Raw genomic sequence first — 21,335 nt, 5'->3', positions numbered from 1 at the left:
TCGTCTGGCAATCTGTGCCGCCGTTCGATGCGTTGCATTCTACTTACCTGACGCACTGAGTCAACGATATTTTTCGCTACTCACGATCGTTTGCTGAAATTTGCGGCGAAACGATCACTGATCAAGCAAATCTCCACGTGCAGCGCTCAAATACTGGAACATCGACCACAATGTCAGTACCGCAGCGACAAAGAAAAGTGCGATTCCGGCGTACTCAACCCAGATATTTGGACGCCACAGCAGCCATGCCAGCGCCGCCATTTGCGAGGTAGTTTTCACTTTGCCGATCCATGACACGGCCACGCTGCTGCGTTTACCCAGTTCGGCCATCCATTCACGCAGTGCAGAAATGATAATTTCACGTGCGATCATGGTAGCGGCAGGCAAGGTCACCCACCAACTGTGGTAGTGCTCCGTCACCAGCACCATGGCGATAGCCACCAGTACCTTATCGGCGACCGGATCAAGGAAGGCACCAAAACGCGTGCTTTGGTTCCAGCGACGCGCCAGAAATCCGTCAAACCAGTCGGTGATCGCCGCGATACAGAAGATAAGCGCGCAAACAAAGGGAGCCCAGGTGAATGGCAGGTAAAACGCCAATACAAAGAATGGGATCAGGATGACGCGAAACAGCGTGAGCAATGTAGGGATATTAAATTGCATATGACGGATAACTATCTGTTGTCAGTGAAATTACCCCTATGTTGCTACAGAGGGCCTAATGTTTCAACGAGTAGAAGATCTTTTCTGCCAGACCTTGCGAAATACCCGGCACTTTTGCAATTTCTTCGACACTCGCGTTACGAAGCCCTTGCAAACCGCCCATGTACTTTAACAGCATCTGCCGACGTTTTGGTCCAACGCCCTCAATGGTTTCCAGCGTACTGGTGCTTTTCACCTTCGCCCGTTTTTTACGATGCCCGCTGATCGCGTGATCGTGCGATTCATCACGAATATGCTGAATCACGTGCAGCGCAGGCGAATCAGGCGGCAGGCTGAACCCCTCACCTTCCGGCTCAAAGAACAGTGTTTCCAGACCGGCTTTACGATCGGCCCCTTTCGCCACGCCAAGCAGAAGCGGATGGCTCTTGTCCCAGGGCACATCCAGTTCCGCAAATACCGCTTTCGCCTGCCCCAGTTGTCCTTTGCCACCATCAATAAGGATGACGTCCGGGATCTTACTTTCTTCAATCGCCTTACCGTAACGGCGACGCAACACCTGGTTCATCGCCGCGTAATCATCACCGGGGGTGATACCAGTAATGTTATAGCGACGGTATTCAGCGCGTAACGGTCCGTTAGCGTCGAAAACCACGCAGGAGGCTACCGTCTGCTCGCCCATGGTGTGGCTGATGTCAAAGCATTCCATGCGTTTAACCGCCGGTAGCTTCAACACCGACGCCAGCGCCGTCAGACGTTGAGTAATGGTGGACTGCTGAGACAATTTCGTGGTCAGTGCCGTCGCCGCATTGGTACGCGCCAGCTTGAGGTAACGCGCGCGATCGCCACGCGGCTTCGTCTGGACGTTAATCCGCCGCCCGGCGAGTTCAGACAACGAGTCGGCCAGCAGCGTTTTATCGCTCAGATTAAAATCAAGCAGGATCTCACCGGGTAACGTTCGCATCTGACTGCCCTGTAAATAGAACTGTCCGACAAAGGTTTCGACCACTTCGCCCAGTTCCGTCCCCCCCGGTACTTTAGGGAAATAGCTGCGGCTACCCAGCACTTTCCCCTGACGGATAAACAGAACGTGCACGCAAGCCATCCCGGCATCAAACGCCACGCCGATAACATCCAGGTCATCTCCAGTATTGGAAACAAACTGTTTTTCGGTGACACGGCGTACGGCCTGAATTTGGTCACGAATACGCGCGGCCTCTTCAAATTCCAGATTCTGGCTGGCCTTTTCCATCCGGGCGATCAATTGCGTTAACACCTGATCGTCTTTGCCGGACAGGAACAACCGGACGTAGTCAACCTGCTGCGCATACTCGTCCTCGCTCACCAAACCGGCCACGCAGGGACCGAGACATCGACCAATCTGATATTGCAGGCAAGGACGTGAGCGGTTGCGGTAGACGCTGTTTTCGCACTGGCGAATCGGGAAAATTTTCTGCAGCAGCGCCAGCGTTTCACGCACGGCATAACCGTTGGGAAACGGTCCAAAATACTCGCCTTTGGCATGCTTAGCCCCACGATGCATCGCCAGGCGCGGGTGGGTGTCACCGCTGAGAAAAATAAAAGGATAGGATTTGTCATCGCGCAGCAACACGTTGTAGCGCGGCTGGTACAGCTTGATGTAGTTATGTTCGAGTAGCAACGCTTCGGTTTCGGTATGCGTCACCGTCACATCAATCTGCTGAATGAGCGCCACCAGCGCTTCGGTTTTACGCGACGCGAGGTTGCTACGGAAGTAGCTGGAAAGCCGTTTTTTCAGGTCTTTCGCTTTACCGACATAGATAACCGTCCCGGCGGCATCGTACATACGATAAACGCCGGGCTGGCTGGTTACGGTTTTCAGAAACGCTTTGGCATCAAACTGTTCGGTCACTGGCTTGTTAACGTCTCCGCATTACACAGGCCATGGCGAATCGCCAGGTGAGTCAGTTCTACGTCACCGTGAATGTTTAATTTACTGAACATTCGATAGCGATAGCTGTTCACCGTTTTCGGACTGAGATTCAATTGCTCTGAGATCTCATTGACCTTCTGGCCTTTGGTGATCATCAGCATAATCTGCAACTCACGTTCAGACAAACTGGCAAACGGTGTTTCCGTTTTCTCTGGCTCAATCTGGCTGAGCGCCATCTGCTGAGCGATATCAGAAGCAATATAGCGTTGCCCGGAAAAGACTGAGCGAATAGCGCTAACCACTTCCTGAGGCGCAGCACCCTTACTCAGGTATCCTGCGGCACCCGCCTGCATGACTTTTGCAGGCAACGGGTTTTCAGTATGGACGGTCAGCATAATCACTTTTATGTCAGCCGTTGAACGCGCAATTTTACGCGTTGCCTCAAGCCCGCCAATACCGGGCATATTCATGTCCATCAGCACGACGTCGACGGAATTTGAGCGGCACCATTTTACAGCATCTTCGCCGCAGCACGCTTCGCCGACAACTTTAATGCCTTTAATATCTTCAAGAATGCGTCGTATCCCTGCGCGCACCAGTTCGTGGTCATCAACAAGAAAAACGTTGATCAAAGGAATATCTCCAGAATAGGGATAACGCTACCGATAGTTAACTGATCCTATGTTAACGGGTTTTATCTCAACTTTGAAATGTAAAAAACACCCGTCTTTCGATTTTGCTCTCGTTTTTGGAAATTAGATTGTACGCCGTGTGGAAACATTCACTGCTGGCGGTCTTTTACCGGGGTTATATGCGCATTGCTGTTTCAGAATAGTGACAAAAAGATCATATTCTTCAGCTGAATGATAAATTGTCAGGCAAATTTGTAACAATAATTAACCAGTAAAATACGCGAGATATACAAAGGATGGAGAAAATATATGCACTGCAACATCTTGTTTATTTTAATGACGCCGGTTAATGTTTGCGCAAAAAACAGCCACTGATATTTTTAGCTGCGCTTATGGTATACTCCGCCGCCTTAACATTCGCCATCGCACTTTTTCATTGAAACATAACGAGGAAAATAAATGAGTACGCCTGATTTTTCCACTGCTGAGAATAATCAAGAACTGGCTAACGAAGTCACCTGCCTGAAAGCCATGTTAACGCTGATGCTGCAGGCAATGGGACAAGCCGATGCAGGCCGCGTGATTCTTAAGATGGAAAAACAGATCGCGCTGATTGAAGACCAAACCCAGACTGCGGTATTTACCAACACGGTTAAACAAATTAAACAGGCCTACCGTCAGTAATATGAAACCGGCTGATAGCACTGCAATCAGCCGGTTTTGCGTCTGACACTCAGAACGACAATTTATTCAGATAAGCCCGGTCGCAGCAGCATAGCAGGCAATCTGCGTTTTGTTTGGCGCATTAAACTTCTTCTGCATATTCTTCTGATGGAAGTTAACAGTATTTTCAGAAATCGACAGGATCATCGCTATTTCAGCCGATGTTTTTCCCTCTGCGGTCCATTTCAGTATTTCTTTTTCCCGCTTACTAAAACGCATCTCGGGCGCCATGACCATATCATCTTCCAGTCGCGTCAAAACGGACAGACTCTCCCTTACCAGCAATTGCATTCTGAGTTCCACTTCATCCTGCGCAAAGCGGCCATTACGCGCGCTCGCACGCGAGACGGACAGAAAACCCAGCGCCCGGTTCGGCAACATTACGCATTGCGTCATCCCCTTACGTAAACCGTGATTACGCGCGGCATCCCACAGAGGTTGCGCATCGCGAAATAAGGTATCGTCCCAGGGAAGATGGCCCTGACTGAAGTTTTCGGGCTTTAGCACCGGGTCAATCGCGAGATAATTTTCGGACTGATAATGCGCCACCCAGGCTTGAGGATAGGTTGTATGAAGCGCCGTTTTGGGTCGGGTAAACGGTACGGGATGACGAACACAGAGCGCGTAAAAATCGAACTCCAGATGTTGCGTCTGATGTTGTAATTCATTATAGACGTCCTCTGCCGTCGCCATTTCCTGAAAGCGTAACAGCATGCTCCGTCGCCAGGTGAAGAAATCTTGATCCTGCATACTAAGTGGTAATGTCCCTGAGATTGATAATCATCATTAATGAGAATGAAACAAGCTAACACATAAATGTATTTTATATATGCAAATTATCGGACAAGAATGGATTTACTTGAGTATTACACTCATCGGACTCTGTAGACAGGGCTTAACATCAATAATAAAGCAGAAATAATAAATAGTTATGCAGCCTGTACTCACCAAAATCTATATCGGTGAGTACAGTAAGGTTATTTATTGCATTAAAAACTTTTCTAAAAACTGACGTGTGCGCGGTTGTTGAGGTGCGGTAAACAGGGATTTTGCCGGTCCCTGCTCAACAATACGTCCCTGATCCATAAATATTGCCCGGTCAGCAACGTCGCGCGCAAAGCTCATTTCATGCGTCACAATGACCATGGTGCGTTTTTCCTCCGCCAGCTGGCGAATGGTATTCAGCACCTCGCCAACCAGTTCAGGATCAAGCGCTGATGTGGGTTCATCAAACAGGATCACCTCCGGGCGCATAGCCAGCGCCCGGGCAATCGCCACGCGCTGTTGCTGCCCTCCGGATAAACGACGCGGATAGCTGGTCTCTTTACCGGCCAGACCGACCTTCGCCAGCAGTTCACGCGCACGAGCCGTCGCTTCGGCTTTCGACTCCCCTTTCACAATTACCGGACCTTCAATAATGTTCTCCAGCACCGTACGGTGCGGGAACAAATTAAAGTTCTGGAACACGAACCCCACATGCTGGCGCAGCTGGCGGATAAGTCCTTTCTGCTGACTCAAAGAACGTGCGGTATCAATGGTAATGTCACCGACTTTGATCGTGCCCGCCTCCGGTTGCTCCAGTAAATTAATGCTGCGCAACAGCGTGGTTTTTCCCGAGCCGCTCGGTCCGATAATCGCCACCACTTCGCCAGGCTTTACCTCAAGGTCGATACCGTGCAGCACCGTTTGCCCGTGAAATTTTTTCACCAGGTTTCTGACTTCGATCGCACTCATTTCGGCTCTCTCTCCTGGCGGTTCAGTTGTTCTTCAAAATAGTTCTGCAGTGCGGAAAGCACCGTCGCCATCACCCAGTAAATCAGCGAGGCCGCCAGATACATGGTGAACACTTCCAGCGTACGCGAGGTGATTAGCTGCGCCTGACGGAACAGTTCCGGTACCTGGATTGTCGCCGCCAGCGACGTATCCTTCACCAGGCTGATAAAGCTGTTGCTCAGCGGCGGTAAGGCCACCCGCGCCGCCTGCGGCAGGATCGCCCGACGCATCGTTTGCCAGCGCGTCATACCAATACTGGCCCCCGCCTCCCACTGACCTTTATCAATGGAGGAGATGGCCGCACGCAGCGTTTCAGCTGCATACGCCGCGGTGTTCAGCGACAGACCAATCATCGCCGCCGGGATTGGGTCCAGCTCAATGCCAAACTGTGGCAGGCCGTAGTAGATCATAAACAGCTGAGCTATCAGCGGAGTGCCGCGAAAAATAGAGATATAAATGCGTGCCAGCCAGCGCACAGGCAGCAGCGGTGAAAGGCGCATCAGAGCGAGAATAAACCCCAGCACCAGGCCAAAGAACATCCCGCCAATACTTAGCTGCAGCGTAAATACCGCGCCTTTAAGCAGGTAGGGCAGTGAATCAATCACCAGTTGGATACTTTCTTGCATTAGCGTTTTTCTACCTTGCCGTTACACGTGAGGATGGTAGGCAAACAGCGCGGGCGCCCCACCGGTATGAATAAACAGGATGGGGCCTTCATCTTTGAAGCGCTTCTGGGCGATCCCGTCGATCAGGCCCGCCATCGCTTTACCGGTATACACCGGATCCAGCAAGATGCCTTCGAGGCGCGCCAGCAGTTTCACCGCTTCCATGCCTTCTTCATTTGGTGTGCCGTAGCCCGGCGCAAAATAATCATCCCATAACAGGATATCCGCCGTGGCCGTCAGCTCCAGTTCGCGGGTAATATCCTGCTGCAGCGCGACAACTTTCGGTTTTTGATCGGCCACGCTACGCGACACGGTCACTCCGATCAGCTCGACGTCGGGCATCAGCTGTTCCAGCCCCACCGCCAGACCGGCATGCGTACCCGCACTACCCGAAGCAACAACCACAGAAGAAAGCTCAACCGCCCCTTCGCACTGCTGGGCAATTTCCAGCGCACTTTCAACATAGCCCATTGCGCCGAGCGCATTCGACCCACCGACCGGGATCACATACGGTCGAAACCCTTGCGCTTCAATTCGCGTGGCCAGTTCCTGCAGCTGAGCATTCGGATCGGTCAGCGCGTCGCACATTTCAACCTGGGTATTAAACAGGTCTAACAGCAGACGATTGCCGTTGCTGAGATAGTTTTCTGCCGTGGTGCCAATCGGGTTTTCCAGCAGCGCCACACAGTGCAGCCCCAGCTTTGCCGCCACCGCCGCCGTCTGGCGCACGTGGTTCGACTGGATGGCCCCTGCGGTAATCAGCGTATCGGCCCCTTCGCGCAGCGCGTCTGCCGCCAGAAACTCCAGCTTGCGCAGCTTATTGCCACCCATCGCCATCGGCGTGACGTCATCGCGTTTAATAAAAATGTCGCGCCCGAGGTAATCAGAGAAGCGCGGGAGATATTCGAGCGGCGTTGGCGCGCCAATAAATTCCAGACGTGGAAAGCGCGTTAAGTTATGCAGTGGCATACAGCCTCCGGTATTCGTTGTTGTGATGTTCTTTTTATTATGCACGCTCAGGCGCAATGAAATAAAAAAAGGCGCTGTTAAAGGCGCCTTTTTTATTCGGATGACGATTATTTCGTCACATCCGCCCCAAACCATTTTTCAGACAGGGCTTTCAGAGTACCGTCTTTCTGCATTTCCGCAATAGCTGCATCGACCGCTTTCAGCAGATCTTCATTGCCTTTACGCAGCGCCACGCCGGATTCCTGGCGGGAGAAGGCTTCACCCGTCACCGCCAGCGTGTCTTTGGTTTTCTTCACCAGATCCAACGCGGCCAGACGGTCAACCAGAATGGCATCGATACGACCGACGCGCAGATCCTGATATTTTGTCGGGTCATCATCATAGGTACGAATATCGACACCCTGCACGTTCTGGCGCAACCACTCTTCGTAGTTAGTCCCCAGACCGACGCCGACTTTTTTACCTTTCAGGTCAGCCGCGGTTTTAATCACACCTTCGTTGCCTTTTTTCACCAGCGCCTGAATACCGGAGACCGTATACGGGGTAGAGAAATCGTATTTTTTCTGACGTTCGTCAGAGATGGTCACCTGGTTGATTACCACATCAATACGTTTGGAATCTAAAGAGGCCAGCATGCCATCCCATTTCGTCGGTTTCAGCGATGCTTTCACCCCGAGATGTTTTGCCAGTTCTTCAGCAAACTCCACTTCAAAACCGGTCAGCTTGCCGTCATCGCCCTGAAAACTAAACGGGGGGTAGGTCCCTTCGAGACCGACCAACAACGTGCCGCGCTCTTTCACTTTATTTAACAGACCTTCGTCCGCAAATGTTTTTGCGCTCATACCGGCGACAAGTGCAACAGCCATTACACCCATCAGAGCCTGACGTCCCAGAAGTGCTAATTTCATAGTTACCCCGAATATTGTCATTAGTGACTATCATTTATGACCGTAGTGTAGAGCGTATATCGCTATTCACAAACACGACTCTGTTACACCTTATTCGTTTTTAATATATATCAGAACTGGCTGTCCAGGAGGATTTCTGCATATGGCCCATATGCGCATGCGCTTTAAACTGCTCATACTTGCGTAGCGCAATGCGATAATTGTTGGTGCTGGTTTCCGGCAGCCACGGGGCGAGGTTTTCGTCGAGGAAACCTTCCTGCAGCAGGTCATGAGAGATGTTCTGTTCGGTCAGATGATTACCAAGACGGCGCAGGCGAACCACGTATTCACGCACCGTGCCGTGGCTCATTTCGGTTTGCTCAAACAAAAATTGTTTAAAGCCGATGATGTCAAAAAAGTCGCTTTGTTGTTTGCAGTGTAAGTCACCGCAAAAACGACACAGCGCCACCCACTCTTTTTTCTCCTGCTCCCAGTCGGCGGCGTCCAGCAACGTATCCAGTCGGGCGATGGCAATTTTATTCACAATCTGGCCGCGGCGGACCAGCGTGATCCTGTCGAGCAATTTATAGCAATGGGCGCAATGCGTCTGGCTGTGTTTGAAATCTTTGAGGTAGCGGCTTAGAGGCCGTCTTTTTGATTGCTGCACCGTCATGAGAACTCCTGGTAGTCAATTCGTTATGCGGCATTGTTCAGGGGTAATGATTTACCCCTATAGCTTACCCAGCTTGGTGCGTAGACGTTTGATGGCCTGGCTGTGCAACTGGCTGACCCGAGATTCGCCGACTTCCAGAACGGCACCAATCTCTTTCAGATTCAGCTCTTCCTGGTAGTACAGCGTCAACACCAGCTTTTCGCGCTCCGGTAATGCGTCAATCGCATCCATCACGCGCTGGCGTAAATTGCCATCAAGCAGCTGTTGTAACGGGTTTTCCTGCTGGTTCTCTTCCGTCACCAGCTCAATACTATCGCCATGCTCTTCCCGCCACTCGTCGTAGGAAAAGAGTTGGCTGTTATTGGTATCAAGCAACATCTGACGATACTCTTGCACAGGAATAGCCAGACGCTCCGCCACTTCGGTTTCCGTCGCGTTGCGCCCTAATTCCTGCTCCAGTTGTCCCATCGCCTGTGCCACTTCGCGGGCATTGCGCCGGACGCTACGCGGCACCCAATCCCGGCTGCGTAGTTCATCCAGCATAGCCCCACGAATACGCTGCACTGCGTAAGTGGTAAATGCCGTTCCTTGCAAAGCGTCATATCGGTCAACTGCATTCAATAACCCGATGCCGCCCGCTTGTAGCAGGTCATCCAGTTCTACGCTCGCCGGCAAACGCACCTGAAGGCGCAATGCTTCGTGACGCACCAACGGTACATAACGCTGCCACAGCGAGTGTTTATCCATTACACCTTCAGCGGTATACAGTGAATTCACGATAAACAGCCCTGCGTTAAATGAGTTATCGGCATGATTATCCGTTTCTGCAGGGGTTTTAATCGGGTGAATAGTGGGTGAAATGAGGGGTTATTTGGGGGTTACGGGTAAAGTGGAATGTAAAAAACCCCGCAGGAGCGGGGTTTGCGCGATAAGCGTAAATTAACGCAGCAGAGACAGAACGTTCTGCGTGGTCTGGTTTGCCTGCGCCAGAACAGAAGTACCCGCCTGCTGCAGAATGTTTGCACGAGACATGTTGGACACTTCGGTCGCGTAGTCAGCATCTTCGATACGGCTACGGGCTTCAGACAGGTTGTTTACGGTGTTACCCAGGTTGGTGATGGTAGAGTTGAAACGGTTCTGTACCGCACCCAGGTCGGAACGCAGATCAGCAACTTTAGCCAGCGCCGCGTCGATTTTCGCCAGCGGGCTTTCGGTAGTAGCAGTCGCAATTTCATTCACTTTAGGTTCAGTTTTGAAATTGTGATTTTTTACTTTCTCTGCAAGATAGTCCTTACCACCTACAGTAGCAATTTCGGTTTTACCATTGACACCGCCTAGTTGAACAGCAGCAGTTGCTGCCTTACCATCTTTATCTGTATACGCTACTTCTTTGATGGATACCTCTTTAGTTGAGTCATCCACTGAGGCAGCATAATATTTGCCGCTGGCAGTTTTCAGCGCATAACCGCCATCAATTGCTTTATCATTTTTGTCAGTATAGGAAACCTTAACCAAAGTAGCTGAACCAGCTTCAGTTGAAGAAACGCCGCCCTTTTGCAGAGCCGCTTTTGCAGCAGTGAGGTCAGGCACCACTTTTTCTTGCAGTTTGGTAACTGCTGTAGCACTTGCAGGAACCGTATCAGTGGTAGCATCTGTCAGTGTTACTTTACCGTCAGTGGCTACCGAGACTTCATACTTACCATTTTTAGTGGGGTCACCAGTAGATTCTACTTCGCCGTAATATTTATTGTTTGCTGAATCAAATTTAATATTGCTTACAGTTGTGCCTGTTGCAGCAGTACCAAGCTTACCTGCTGTTGCAGCATCCGCTCCAAAACCAGCAACATCAAGCGTTACTGTAGCTGAATCTTTATAACCAAAATCAGCAACTGCAACGTCAGAAACATCATATTTTTTCTGCACGTTCAGTGAATCCAGACCCAGGGTTTTGGAGTTGATTTCCTGCAGGTTGATATCGATGGTTTCGCCATCGTTCGCACCGACCTGGATGGTCAGGGTGTTGTCTTTCGCCAGTACTTTCACGCCGTTGAACTGGGTCTGACCGGATACGCGGTCGATTTCGTTCAGACGCTGAGTGATTTCAGCCTGGATGGAGTCGAGATCAGACTGGGAGTTGGTACCAGTAGAAGACTGAACCGCCAGCTCACGAACACGCTGCAGGTTGTTGTTGATTTCAGACAGAGAACCTTCAGTGGTCTGCGCGATGGAGATACCATCGTTGGCGTTACGGGACGCCTGAGTCAGACCTTTGATGTTAGAGGTGAAGCGGTTAGCGATCGCCTGACCAGCAGCATCGTCTTTTGCGCTGTTGATACGCAGACCAGAAGACAGACGCTCGATAGCGGAGCTCAGGGAAGACTGAGATTTGTTCAGGTTGTTCTGGGTCAACAGCGACAGGCTGTTTGTATTGATGACTTGTGCCATGATCTTTTCCTTATCAATTACAACTTGATGTTATTGGGCCGTTGCCCACGGTTTCTGACCGTAACCCATGTATCGGCACGTTAATTTCGAACTTTAGAAAATTTTTAGTTTCCGCCCTCTTTTTTCTTAGCCGCGGAAATACCCTCTTTAATTGTCACTATTCTGGGCATTATTTTTGCAAAACTATTATTAAACTTTGCGCGCAGATTGCCGATAAAGCGGTTAACTACTGTTTGCAATCACAAGGAATTAGGCATGCCTTCATTTACATCACTGGGCGTTGGTTCGAACTTACCGCTGGATACATTGCTAACAAACTTAACGACCGCTGAGAAAAAGCGTTTAACGCCGATTACTCAACAGCAGAGCGCTAACACTTCGCGCTTAACCGCCTACGGCACGCTGAAAAGTGCGTTAGAAAAATTTCAGACAGCGAATACCGCACTGAACAGCGCCGATCTGTTTAAAAGCACCACGGCCACCAGCAGCACAGAAGATTTGAAAGTCAGCACCAGCGCAGGTGCCGCGCCGGGGAAATATACCGTTAGCGTCACCCAACTGGCTCAGGCACAGTCTTTATCGACCACAACGAAAATTAGCTCTACAAAAGAGCAGTTAGGTGACACCAGCGTTGATGAGCGCACCATCACGATTTCGCAGCCGGGTCGTAAAGAGCCGCTGGAAATCAAATTGGGCAAAGGCGAAACCTCGCTGGAGGATATTCGTGATGCCATTAATGATGCTGATAGTGGTATTTCGGCAAGCCTGGTAAAAGTTAAAGAAGACGATTACCAGTTAGTGTTAACCGCAGAAAGCGGCACCGAAAGCGAAATGACCATCTCGGTGTCGAATGATTCCAAACTGAGCGATTTACTGTCCTATGACAGCAAAGCGGGCAGCGGGAAGATGAAGCAACTGGTTGGCGCGCAAAATGCGCTGTTAACCGTTAACGGCATCGATATTGAACGTCAAAGCAATACCGTGACCGATGCCCCGCAGGGCATCACGCTCCAGCTGACCAAAGAAATCAAAGACGCCTCCATCACGGTTGTCAAAAGTGATGAAAAAGCCACTACGGCGATTAAGGCCTGGGTCGATGCCTACAACTCGCTGGTCGATACCTTTGGTACGCTGACCAAATATAAAGAAGTCGAACCGGGCGAAGCCGCCAGTACCGATAACGGTGCGCTGCTGGGTGACAGTGTTTTACGTACTATTCAAAACGGCATCCGCGCTCCGTTTGCGAACAGCGGCAGCGAATCCCCGTTTAAGACCATGTCTGAGATTGGCATTACGCAAGACGGCGGTACCGGCAAACTAAAAATCGATGACGAGAAGCTGGCTAAGGCGCTAAAAGATAACACTGCGGCCACCCGTGAGCTGCTGGTTGGCAATGGTAAAGACACCGGTATCACCACTAAAATTGCCACCGAAGTAAAAAGCTATCTGGCTGATGACGGCATTATCGACAATGCGCAAGACAATATTAACGCCAACCTGAAGATGCTGACCAAACAGTATCTAACCGTGAGTAACAGCATTGACGAAGTCGTGGCACGCTATAAAGCACAGTTTACGCAGCTCGATACCATGATGAGTAAGCTGAATAGCACCAGTACCTATCTGGGCCAACAATTTTCAGCGATGAATAATTCCTGATAACACGAGGTAAGCATGTATACCGCGAGCGGTACCAAAGCCTATGCGCAGGTCAGCGTGGAAAGCGCCGTGATGAGCGCCAGTCCGCATCAGCTGATTGAAATGTTGTTTGATGGCGCACACAGCGCCCTGGTGCGCGCTCGCCTGTTTATGCAACAGGGTGATATCGTCGCCAAAGGTGAAGCCTTAAGTAAAGCCATTAATATTATTGATAATGGCCTCAACGCCGGTTTGGATCATGAGAAAGGTGGGGAACTCGCCACTAACCTGTCTTCACTTTACGCGTACATGGTCCGGCGTTTATTGCACGCAAATTTGAACAATGATAGTCAAGCCATTGAAGAAGTTGAAGGGTTGCTCGGCAACATTGCGGAAGCCTGGAAGCAGATCTCACCGAGCGCATCGTCCCAGGAGTCTCGTTAATGACCTCAGCCGTGGAGTTTATCAACCGTTGGCAGCGCATCGCGCTACTCAGCCACTCGCTGCTGGAACTGGCGCAGCGCGGTGAATGGGACCTTTTACTGGAACAGGAAGTTAGTTATCTGCAAAGTATTGAAGTGGTCATGGAAGATGGAACTCCACCTGGCATTACGCGAAGTATTCAGGACATCGTCGCCGGATATATTAAACAGACGCTGGATAACGAGCAGTTACTCAAAGCGTTGTTACAACAGCGACTGGATGAACTCAGCGGCCTGATCGGTCAGTCAACCCGCCAAAAGACGCTAAATAACGCCTATGGCCGTCTTTCCGGCATGCTGCTGGTTCCCGACGCCCCGCAATAATTTCCCGTCTCGTCTGAATAATCTTCCATACTCCAGAGGTCGGCCAAACGACTTCTGGAGCACGGAAGATGAAAAATCCCACGTTATTGCAGTACTTCCACTGGTATTACCCCGAGGGCGGTCAACTGTGGCCCGAACTCGCCGCACGCGCGGGCGGCCTCAATGATATCGGCATTAATATGGTGTGGCTGCCCCCCGCCTACAAAGGCGCATCCGGTGGCTACTCCGTTGGCTACGACTCCTACGATCTGTTTGATCTGGGTGAGTTTGACCAGAAAGGCACCGTCGCCACCAAATACGGTGATAAAAACCAGCTGCTGGCGGCAATCGATGCGCTGAAACACAACGACATTGCGGTACTGCTGGACGTGGTGGTCAACCACAAAATGGGGGCCGATGAGAAAGAAGCCATTCGCGTCCAGCGCGTGAACGCCGAAGACCGCACGCAGATTGACGACGAGATCGTGGAATGCGAGGGCTGGACGCGCTACACCTTTCCCGCCCGCGCCGGTCAGTATTCGCAATTCATTTGGGACTTTAAATGCTTCAGCGGCATTGACCATATCGAAAATCCCACCGAAGACGGCATTTTCAAAATCGTCAATGATTACACCGGCGAAGGCTGGAACGATCAGGTCGATGACGAGCTCGGCAACTTTGACTACCTGATGGGCGAAAATATCGATTTTCGTAATCACGCCGTCACCGAGGAACTCAAATACTGGGCGCGCTGGGTGATGGATCAAACCCATTGCGATGGCTTCCGCCTGGATGCCGTCAAACACATTCCGGCCTGGTTTTATAAAGAGTGGATCGAACACGTGCAGGAGGTAGCGCCAAAACCGCTGTTTATCGTCGCCGAATACTGGTCCCACGAGGTGGACAAACTGCAAAACTACATCGATCAGGTGGAGGGGAAAACCATGTTGTTCGATGCCCCCCTGCAAATGAATTTTCACGAAGCCTCCCGCCAGGGCCGCGATTACGACATGAGCCAGATCTTCACCGATACCCTGGTGGAGGCCGATCCGTTTCATGCAGTGACGCTGGTCGCTAATCACGATACCCAACCGCTACAGGCGCTGGAAGCCCCGGTCGAGCCGTGGTTTAAGCCGCTGGCCTACGCACTGATCCTGCTACGGGAAAACGGCGTGCCGTCGGTGTTCTACCCCGATCTGTACGGCGCACACTATGAAGATACCGGTGGTGATGGCGAAATCTATCCCATCGACATGCCGGTCATTGAACAGCTTGATGAGCTGATTTTGGCCCGCCAGAGATTCGCCCACGGCGTACAAACGCTCTATTTTGATCACCCCAACTGCATCGCCTTTAGCCGCAGCGGCACGGACGACGATCCCGGCTGCGTGGTGGTCCTGTCCAACGGCAATGACGGTGAAAAGAGCATCACGCTTGGAGCGAACTACGGCAATAAAACCTGGCGTGACTATCTGGGGAATCGCGAAGAAAGCGTGGTAACGGATGAACATGGCGAGGCGACGTTTTTCTGCAACGGCGGCAGCGTCAGCGTGTGGGTGATTGAAGAGGTCTTATAATGATTGACCCCGGTAGCGACGGGCTACCGGGGCTAAACGCTTACGGCAGTGGGGTGGCCAGCGGGGCTTTCTGTAACACCTCAGCGCATTCCGGCGTTGGGCGATCGACCCGTTGCAGGGTCATCCCGTCATATTCCAGCGTATTGCCTTCACGCTCAATCTCATACAGCTCACGTTTCACCGTCACGTTGGTGAGATCGCCGGAGAGCATCGTCAGTTTCCCCGGCAGCGCAATCACCCGCTGCCACTGGCGGCAATCCAGCGTATCGCCCTCTTTCGTTACCACCAGAGAGGCGATCGCTTCCGGGCTCACCAGCTTGCGCTGCGGGCCTTTCGACTGCCAGTAGCCTTCCAGACCGGCGGGCGCGGGCGTTTTCACCACATCATTATAATTTTCGACCTCGGCGCATCCGCTAAGAACCAGAAATGCACCAACGATTGCTAATTTTTTCATCATTCATCCTGCATGCGAAGAAAATGGGATTGTGGCATTAAACCCCTGATGTCGCCAGCCTTTCGGGTGCGCGGAGAAAGATTGATCCCATCGGGATTACTTCTTATTACTGATAGGCAAAAATTCTGATCGGTGTAGTATCCACACTTCTTGTTACATTCCTTCTGAGTTCAGAGGCAAAACGCATGTCATGGCAACACTTCAAACAGGCCTGGTTGATTAAATTTTGGGCCCCTGCCCCTGCGGTCATCGCGGCGGGTATTCTCTCCACTTACTATTTCGGCATTACGGGAACCTTCTGGGCAGTAACCGGCGAGTTCACCCGCTGGGGCGGTCAAGTCCTGCAGCTGTTTGGCGTGCACGCCGAAGAGTGGGGTTACTACAAACTGATCCACCTCGAAGGCTCTCCGCTGACCCGCATCGACGGCATGATGATCCTCGGCATGTTCGGCGGCTGCTTTGCTGCCGCGCTGTGGGCTAACAACGTTAAATTACGAATGCCGCGCAGCCGGGTTCGCATTATGCAAGCCATTATCGGCGGGATGATCGCCGGTTTCGGCGCACGTCTGGCGATGGGCTGTAACCTCGCGGCGTTCTTCACCGGTATTCCGCAGTTCTCCCTGCATGCGTGGTTCTTTGCGCTTGCCACGGCGATTGGCTCGTGGTTTGGCGCACGCTTCACCCTGCTGCCCATGTTCCGTATTCCGGTCAAAATGCAGAAAGTCTCGGCGGCCTCTCCGCTGACGCAAAAACCCGAACAGGCACATCGTCGTTTTCGTCTCGGTATGCTGGTGTTTATCGCCATGATCGGCTGGGCGCTGTTAACCGCTATGGATAAACCCAAACTCGGGTTAGCCATGCTGTTTGGCGTCGGGTTCGGCTTGCTGATTGAGCGCGCGCAAATCTGTTTCACCTCGGCTTTTCGCGACCTGTGGATTTCCGGGCGTACCCATATGGCAAAAGCCATTATCTTCGGCATGGCGGTCAGTGCCATCGGTATCTTCAGCTACGTGCAGTTGGGCGTTGAGGCGAAGATCATGTGGCCCGGCCCCAATGCGGTAATCGGTGGCCTGCTGTTCGGCTTCGGCATCGTGCTGGCGGGCGGGTGTGAAACTGGCTGGATGTACCGCGCCGTTGAAGGCCAGGTGCATTACTGGTGGGTTGGCCTGGGCAACGTTATCGGCTCGACCATTCTGGCTTACTACTGGGATGATTTCGCTCCGGCGCTTGCCACTAACTGGGATAAAGTCAACCTGCTCAACACCTTCGGTCCTCTCGGCGGCCTGCTGGTGACCTATCTGCTGTTGTTTGCCGCGCTGATGCTCATCATCGGCTGGGAAAAACGTTTCTTCCGCCGTGCAGGGCTGACGCCTGCTAAGGAATCCGTATGAAAAATATCGTCCCTGATTACCGTCTCGACATGGTGGGTGAACCATGCCCCTACCCGGCCGTCGCCACGCTGGAAGCGATGCCGCAGTTGAAGAAAGGTGAAATTCTGGAAGTGGTGAGCGATTGCCCACAGTCGATCAATAATATTCCGCTGGATGCGCGTAATCACGGCTACACGGTATTGGACATTCAGCAGGATGGGCCAACCATTCGCTATCTGATTCAGAAGTAATCCCGCTCTCCCGTTGCAAGGCGCAGCGGGAGAATGTTCAGGTCACTACACCTGCATGCTCATCACATGAGCATACATTTTTCATAATCGACAAAGATCGTCCAAGAGCGCACCAAATAACAGATGGTTAGAGTCGTCTAAAACATCAGTCGTCTAAGTTCATCTTAGAGCGAGTGCTGTTTTGTGTCCCACCCATGCCCCATTACATCACCGGGCAGTCGTCGAACTCGCCAGAGCGAGCATCGTTGATGCTGTAGGTGATCACCCCAAACACCGGCCGCGAAGTATCCGACAAATCGTCCTTCGATGGTAACGGCTCCCTCCTTCCATTTTCAGGGTTCTCCAGACATGGATGCGGTAGCGTCCTGTAGCGCATGATCCTGAACTCACCATCAATAGCACATACAAGCAGAGAACCGTCTTTCGGTGTCAGTGATGAATCGACGATAAGCATGGCGCCCTTCATGATTCCGGCGCGCAGGTATGTCGACCCGGCTACCATCATGTATGTGGCAGAAGGATGGGAGATAAGGCGTTTATCGAGTGATATGTGCTCTTCAACGTAGTCTGCTGCTGGCGATGGGAATCCCATGATGCACCTCTGATAGTTACTGTATATGCATACAGTATTACCGATCTGCGACATCGATCAAGAGCCATGCACAAAAAAGCCCACATAGGTGGGCTCTGGAGCGTTACTTCTTTGTAAACCTGTCTTTCATCCTGAGGAATGGAAGCTCAAAAAACTTAAATGAAAGTGCAGAAATTGCGATAGTTAGGGCCAGTTTAGATGCTAAAACCATTGGCCCAGTTATCCACAATAAATGACCACGGTACTGCAGTGAGTCCACAATCTGAATTGCAAATGGATGCCACAGGTATAGCCCATAACTTACCTTCCCAAGATAAATTAATGGTGCAATGGTAAGGAATTTAGCTTTCACCACTCCTGACGCGATAACGCCTATTACACCTGCAAATAAAATGCTTGATGAAAGGTAAAGACTTTGATTGGCCGCTTCAATCCCTTTATGCCAGCCATATATAAGCGCACCAAATTTAACTACCGATATGAACCAGAACAGGCCCACAGCAAGCAATGTGCATGAAATTATTCTCATCGCTCGTTGATTTACAGAGATAACAGCAATGATAGCGCCAATTAGTAGCGTATCCATTGTTGAGAATAGAGGAGCAAAAGAAACTATTGAAGTATATTCAGCAAGGTAAAATCTTGATGATATTGCCACACATGAAAGTATTATTGCTGAAATAAAAATAAGCTTCCTGTTGCAAAGAAAAACGACAAGCGGCCAGAGTAAATAAAATTGCTCTTCAACCGCCAAAGACCACGTGTGACCAAGTTCTTGTCCTGGAACATAAGCGAATCCGTTCCATGCCATAGTGTAATTTTGTACATAGAAGATATAGTAAAGCCAGTTCTGCGTATCTTGTATTCCAAGATAGGAGCAGTATATAAACACAATAAATATGTACAGGTAGTATAGCGGGAATATTCGTAGGCTTCTTCTTATATAGAAATTAGAGAAAAAGTTACTACTAGTTTTAGACTCTATCAATATCCTTGTGATCAGAAAACCAGAAAGCACAAAGAAAAAAGAAACCCCAAGCCAACCCATACCGAATCCTGGGATCCCTAAATGGTACAGGATAACCCCCATTACACTTAACGCTCTTAGTCCATCAAGTTGTTGAATGTGCTTCATTTCATTCTTTAAATTTAAATGTAAAGAAATGAATCTTATCACACATTCAACAACTTGCAAATTAACCTATTTGCTGCAAAACACTGACTCCAGTGCTAATGCATTTAAATATAGTTGTGCGGTACTGCCCTAGAGAGTAGTTTACCGCCCCAGAGGTAAGTATGTTATCAGATGAGTAAGAGATTATTGTTCCAGCATTGTTTGTTGTTACTATTACATCCCTTCCATATGGTGAACCGTATATGTGACCTATATTTACATCATTCCCGCCAACTCTAATCTGTGTTGATGGGTGGTAATCAGTAAGGTCTATGTTACCACTAACGTTAACATCTACATATTTTGGTACTTTTCCATCAAATCCATACACAGTGGCTGCATTGTCTAAATACTTATGAACTGACTGGCTTTCTTGATACTCGTTACCATTACACATGGCGCCACCAGTAAAAATAAACCCGTTCGTTCTCTTTGTTAAATTATCATATCCAATAAACACAAATGAGTTACCAGAAGAGGCACCTTCAATTACGCTTATTCCGTACATTTGATCTAAGTCATCGTCTATTTTTATGGTAATAGTGCAGTTTGATACTGTTCCTTTTTGTAAATAAAGTGATGGCTTCGATGGGGTCATACTTATTAATTGACATGAATTAAAGTGTATGTGATACCCTGTAAAATATCCAACATCAACGCTTCCCTCAGGCGCCAGCCAGATGCAACCGCTGAAAGTAATATATGGTCCAGAACCAGTCATAAAGTAAGGCACATCTTTGCGTGGAAGTGATAGCTTAGTAGCCAGATATGCAGCATCTACAGGTATTAGTGTGCAGTCAGTAAATGACATCCGGTAGGAGTTTCCAAGACTAATGGCTGTTGAAGTGTAATAGAACCTGTCATTATCAGTAACCCCGTCTCCTACTGGTCTCGCCACTTCAAAATGGCACTGATTCCAGGAGAAGTTCCAGCAATTGTTAAGGTTAAACATGTATGCTGTAAGTTCAAAATGACATCCATTGAAGTAAATGTAATTTGAATCAACGGCACAGGTTACAGCATATTTAGTAGAATTTCCGCATTGCAGAACGCTACAGTTGTTAAAATACGTATCCTGAAGATATCCAAGCTCCAGCCCTTGGTTTGGGAACTGCTGGATGTTGACTCCGCTAACAATACCCATCCATCCAACGTTTGCTAGATGAATCCCTGTATCACAAGATCCATCAACTCCCCACACAGCAAAATCTCTAAGATTTAAACCAAAGCAGAACTTAGGCGGCTCAATATCGATAGTTCTACCAGATGAAACTTTTGAAAATATTGAGGAACCGCGAACTGGCGATGGCTCATGGGTAGAAGCTACATCCCTCAGGCCCTGACCGCCTTCACCATAAATAGTTGGTGCATAATCAACTTTGATTGTTTTGTTTACAATGTAATTGCCAGATGGGATGAACACAGCGGAGTTTAGAGTTTTTGCTGCGTTAATAGCTGCCTGGATAGCAGCATAGTCCTGCGTCTGGCTAAGGGAGGTCACAAACGGATAGATTGCTTGTGCGGATGCGAGTGACGGGAACACCTCACTCAGTGGATGATCGATTCCATCCCCCTTGGCTCCAAAATCTTTAACGTTTACTACATCTTTATTTTTGTCGTGTTGAGTTCTTGCAACGGCACCAGTAAATGGTTGCTTAACTGTAATTAATGAATCGCCTTTGTTGCTTAACGCGCTCGCAAGATCCTTACGAAGAACATCGCTGACATCAACAGGCTGCCATTTCCCTTCTCCAGTTCCGCCAGCAGAAGATGGTGTAGAGCCTGACGGAACGGTTTTTGGCAAGGTTTCCAGGTCATCCCATCGGTACCAAATATTCGTACTTTCATCCTGCAATAGGTCGCCAGCAGATGTCACAGTACCACCGATTTGGAAAGACCCTTTGAGACTCCATCCGATGTTATAGATTTGCTGCAGTACCAGTTGCTTAAGCCCTTCAATCGTGTAATGGGCATTACCAAAACGATCGATGTATTGCTGAACTAATGAAGTCGCGAATTCGTCAATTTTTCCCGCGTTAAATTTCAGGTCGCGAGGAGATTCGCTTGGTACAGCATTTTGAGTAGGTTGCGTAGCCATATTTATTCCATAAAAAAACCCGGCGCAGTGGCCGGGTTGAGATTGGTGGATTGGTCT

At 50.1% G+C, this 21,335-nt stretch carries 23 protein-coding genes; 8 read left to right on the top strand and 15 right to left on the bottom strand.

Going from position 1 to position 21,335, the window contains the following annotated elements; translation table 11 throughout:
- Positions 1-114 precede the first annotated feature (114 nt).
- The 3 genes from pgsA to uvrY are packed head-to-tail and all read right to left on the bottom strand — an operon-like array spanning position 115 to position 3,204.
- Positions 115-663, bottom strand: coding sequence for a CDP-diacylglycerol--glycerol-3-phosphate 3-phosphatidyltransferase (gene pgsA / locus JQ822_RS04425; RefSeq protein ID WP_135322300.1), 549 nt, complete (start codon positions 661-663; stop codon positions 115-117).
- A 55-nt stretch (positions 664-718) separates the two neighbouring features.
- Entirely contained in the window at positions 719-2,551 is a 1,833-nt protein-coding gene (uvrC, locus tag JQ822_RS04420; RefSeq protein WP_213132434.1) for an excinuclease ABC subunit UvrC, read from the bottom strand.
- The gene (gene uvrY / locus JQ822_RS04415; RefSeq protein ID WP_003834023.1) at positions 2,548-3,204 is read right to left on the bottom strand and encodes a UvrY/SirA/GacA family response regulator transcription factor; all 657 of its coding nucleotides are present in this window, start codon (positions 3,202-3,204) and stop codon (positions 2,548-2,550) included. The genes uvrC and uvrY overlap by 4 nt, the downstream gene beginning before the upstream one ends.
- Before the next feature lie 392 nt (positions 3,205-3,596).
- Here uvrY and JQ822_RS24585 point away from each other — a divergent pair, with 392 nt between their 5' ends.
- On the top strand, positions 3,597-3,644 hold the full coding sequence (locus tag JQ822_RS24585) for a hypothetical protein (protein ID WP_418222342.1): 48 nt from the start codon (positions 3,597-3,599) through the stop codon (positions 3,642-3,644).
- A gap of 19 nt (positions 3,645-3,663) precedes the next feature.
- Complete coding sequence (locus JQ822_RS04410; protein ID WP_213132433.1) at positions 3,664-3,888, top strand: DUF2594 family protein; 225 nt, start codon at positions 3,664-3,666, stop codon at positions 3,886-3,888.
- Between the two features lie 66 nt (positions 3,889-3,954).
- On the opposite strand, the gene sdiA is transcribed toward JQ822_RS04410, so the two are convergent.
- The 8 genes from sdiA to JQ822_RS04370 all read right to left on the bottom strand — a co-directional run bounded on the left by sdiA (position 3,955) and on the right by JQ822_RS04370 (position 11,339).
- Positions 3,955-4,677 (bottom strand): transcriptional regulator SdiA, encoded by a 723-nt coding sequence (sdiA, locus tag JQ822_RS04405; RefSeq protein WP_213132432.1) that lies wholly within the window; start codon positions 4,675-4,677, stop codon positions 3,955-3,957.
- 231 nt (positions 4,678-4,908) lie between these two features.
- On the bottom strand, positions 4,909-5,661 hold the full coding sequence (gene tcyN / locus JQ822_RS04400) for an L-cystine ABC transporter ATP-binding protein TcyN (RefSeq protein WP_213132431.1): 753 nt from the start codon (positions 5,659-5,661) through the stop codon (positions 4,909-4,911).
- Complete coding sequence (tcyL, locus tag JQ822_RS04395) at positions 5,658-6,326, bottom strand: cystine ABC transporter permease (RefSeq protein ID WP_135322305.1); 669 nt, start codon at positions 6,324-6,326, stop codon at positions 5,658-5,660. The genes tcyN and tcyL overlap by 4 nt, the downstream gene beginning before the upstream one ends.
- A gap of 21 nt (positions 6,327-6,347) precedes the next feature.
- A complete protein-coding gene (dcyD, locus tag JQ822_RS04390; RefSeq protein ID WP_213132430.1) occupies positions 6,348-7,334 on the bottom strand; it encodes a D-cysteine desulfhydrase in 987 nt (328 codons plus the stop codon).
- A gap of 107 nt (positions 7,335-7,441) precedes the next feature.
- Entirely contained in the window at positions 7,442-8,242 is an 801-nt protein-coding gene (gene tcyJ / locus JQ822_RS04385; protein WP_135322307.1) for a cystine ABC transporter substrate-binding protein, read from the bottom strand.
- Between the two features lie 100 nt (positions 8,243-8,342).
- Entirely contained in the window at positions 8,343-8,894 is a 552-nt protein-coding gene (gene fliZ, locus JQ822_RS04380; protein WP_213132429.1) for a flagella biosynthesis regulatory protein FliZ, read from the bottom strand.
- 57 nt (positions 8,895-8,951) lie between these two features.
- Positions 8,952-9,671 (bottom strand): RNA polymerase sigma factor FliA, encoded by a 720-nt coding sequence (locus JQ822_RS04375; protein WP_096757498.1) that lies wholly within the window; start codon positions 9,669-9,671, stop codon positions 8,952-8,954.
- Between the two features lie 162 nt (positions 9,672-9,833).
- Positions 9,834-11,339: a FliC/FljB family flagellin gene (locus JQ822_RS04370; protein WP_213132428.1), complete on the bottom strand. Its 1,506-nt coding sequence runs from the start codon at positions 11,337-11,339 to the stop codon at positions 9,834-9,836.
- A gap of 255 nt (positions 11,340-11,594) precedes the next feature.
- Between JQ822_RS04370 and fliD the strand changes: the two genes are divergently transcribed.
- The 4 genes from fliD to amyA all read left to right on the top strand — a co-directional run bounded on the left by fliD (position 11,595) and on the right by amyA (position 15,339).
- Positions 11,595-12,998, top strand: coding sequence for a flagellar filament capping protein FliD (gene fliD, locus JQ822_RS04365; RefSeq protein WP_213132427.1), 1,404 nt, complete (start codon positions 11,595-11,597; stop codon positions 12,996-12,998).
- A 15-nt stretch (positions 12,999-13,013) separates the two neighbouring features.
- Positions 13,014-13,421: a flagellar export chaperone FliS gene (gene fliS, locus JQ822_RS04360; protein WP_213132426.1), complete on the top strand. Its 408-nt coding sequence runs from the start codon at positions 13,014-13,016 to the stop codon at positions 13,419-13,421.
- On the top strand, positions 13,421-13,783 hold the full coding sequence (gene fliT / locus JQ822_RS04355; RefSeq protein ID WP_213132425.1) for a flagella biosynthesis regulatory protein FliT: 363 nt from the start codon (positions 13,421-13,423) through the stop codon (positions 13,781-13,783). The genes fliS and fliT overlap by 1 nt, the downstream gene beginning before the upstream one ends.
- A gap of 68 nt (positions 13,784-13,851) precedes the next feature.
- The gene (amyA, locus tag JQ822_RS04350) at positions 13,852-15,339 is read left to right on the top strand and encodes an alpha-amylase (protein ID WP_213132424.1); all 1,488 of its coding nucleotides are present in this window, start codon (positions 13,852-13,854) and stop codon (positions 15,337-15,339) included.
- Positions 15,340-15,379: 40 nt separating this feature from the next.
- Here the strand turns inward: amyA and yedD are convergent, their stop codons facing one another.
- Positions 15,380-15,793 (bottom strand): lipoprotein YedD, encoded by a 414-nt coding sequence (gene yedD, locus JQ822_RS04345; RefSeq protein WP_213132423.1) that lies wholly within the window; start codon positions 15,791-15,793, stop codon positions 15,380-15,382.
- Positions 15,794-15,978: 185 nt separating this feature from the next.
- Here yedD and yedE point away from each other — a divergent pair, with 185 nt between their 5' ends.
- Entirely contained in the window at positions 15,979-17,184 is a 1,206-nt protein-coding gene (yedE, locus tag JQ822_RS04340) for a selenium metabolism membrane protein YedE/FdhT (protein ID WP_213132422.1), read from the top strand.
- Positions 17,181-17,414 carry a sulfurtransferase-like selenium metabolism protein YedF gene (yedF, locus tag JQ822_RS04335; protein WP_000790504.1) on the top strand — a complete coding sequence of 78 codons (234 nt, stop codon included), beginning with the start codon at positions 17,181-17,183 and terminating at the stop codon, positions 17,412-17,414. The genes yedE and yedF overlap by 4 nt, the downstream gene beginning before the upstream one ends.
- A 202-nt stretch (positions 17,415-17,616) precedes the next feature.
- Here the strand turns inward: yedF and JQ822_RS04330 are convergent, their stop codons facing one another.
- The 3 genes from JQ822_RS04330 to JQ822_RS04320 all read right to left on the bottom strand — a co-directional run bounded on the left by JQ822_RS04330 (position 17,617) and on the right by JQ822_RS04320 (position 21,278).
- Positions 17,617-18,006 (bottom strand): HumD family translesion DNA polymerase, encoded by a 390-nt coding sequence (locus tag JQ822_RS04330; RefSeq protein ID WP_213132421.1) that lies wholly within the window; start codon positions 18,004-18,006, stop codon positions 17,617-17,619.
- 103 nt (positions 18,007-18,109) lie between these two features.
- The gene (locus JQ822_RS04325; RefSeq protein ID WP_213132420.1) at positions 18,110-19,141 is read right to left on the bottom strand and encodes an acyltransferase family protein; all 1,032 of its coding nucleotides are present in this window, start codon (positions 19,139-19,141) and stop codon (positions 18,110-18,112) included.
- Between the two features lie 61 nt (positions 19,142-19,202).
- A complete protein-coding gene (locus tag JQ822_RS04320; RefSeq protein ID WP_213132419.1) occupies positions 19,203-21,278 on the bottom strand; it encodes a tail fiber/spike domain-containing protein in 2,076 nt (691 codons plus the stop codon).
- Between the last annotated feature and the right edge of the window lie 57 nt (positions 21,279-21,335).

This window comes from Citrobacter sp. FP75, assembly GCF_018342065.1.
GTDB lineage: Bacteria > Pseudomonadota > Gammaproteobacteria > Enterobacterales > Enterobacteriaceae > Citrobacter.
Note: the sequence above shows the minus strand (reverse complement) of the source record. Positions and strands in the feature narration are given on the sequence as shown.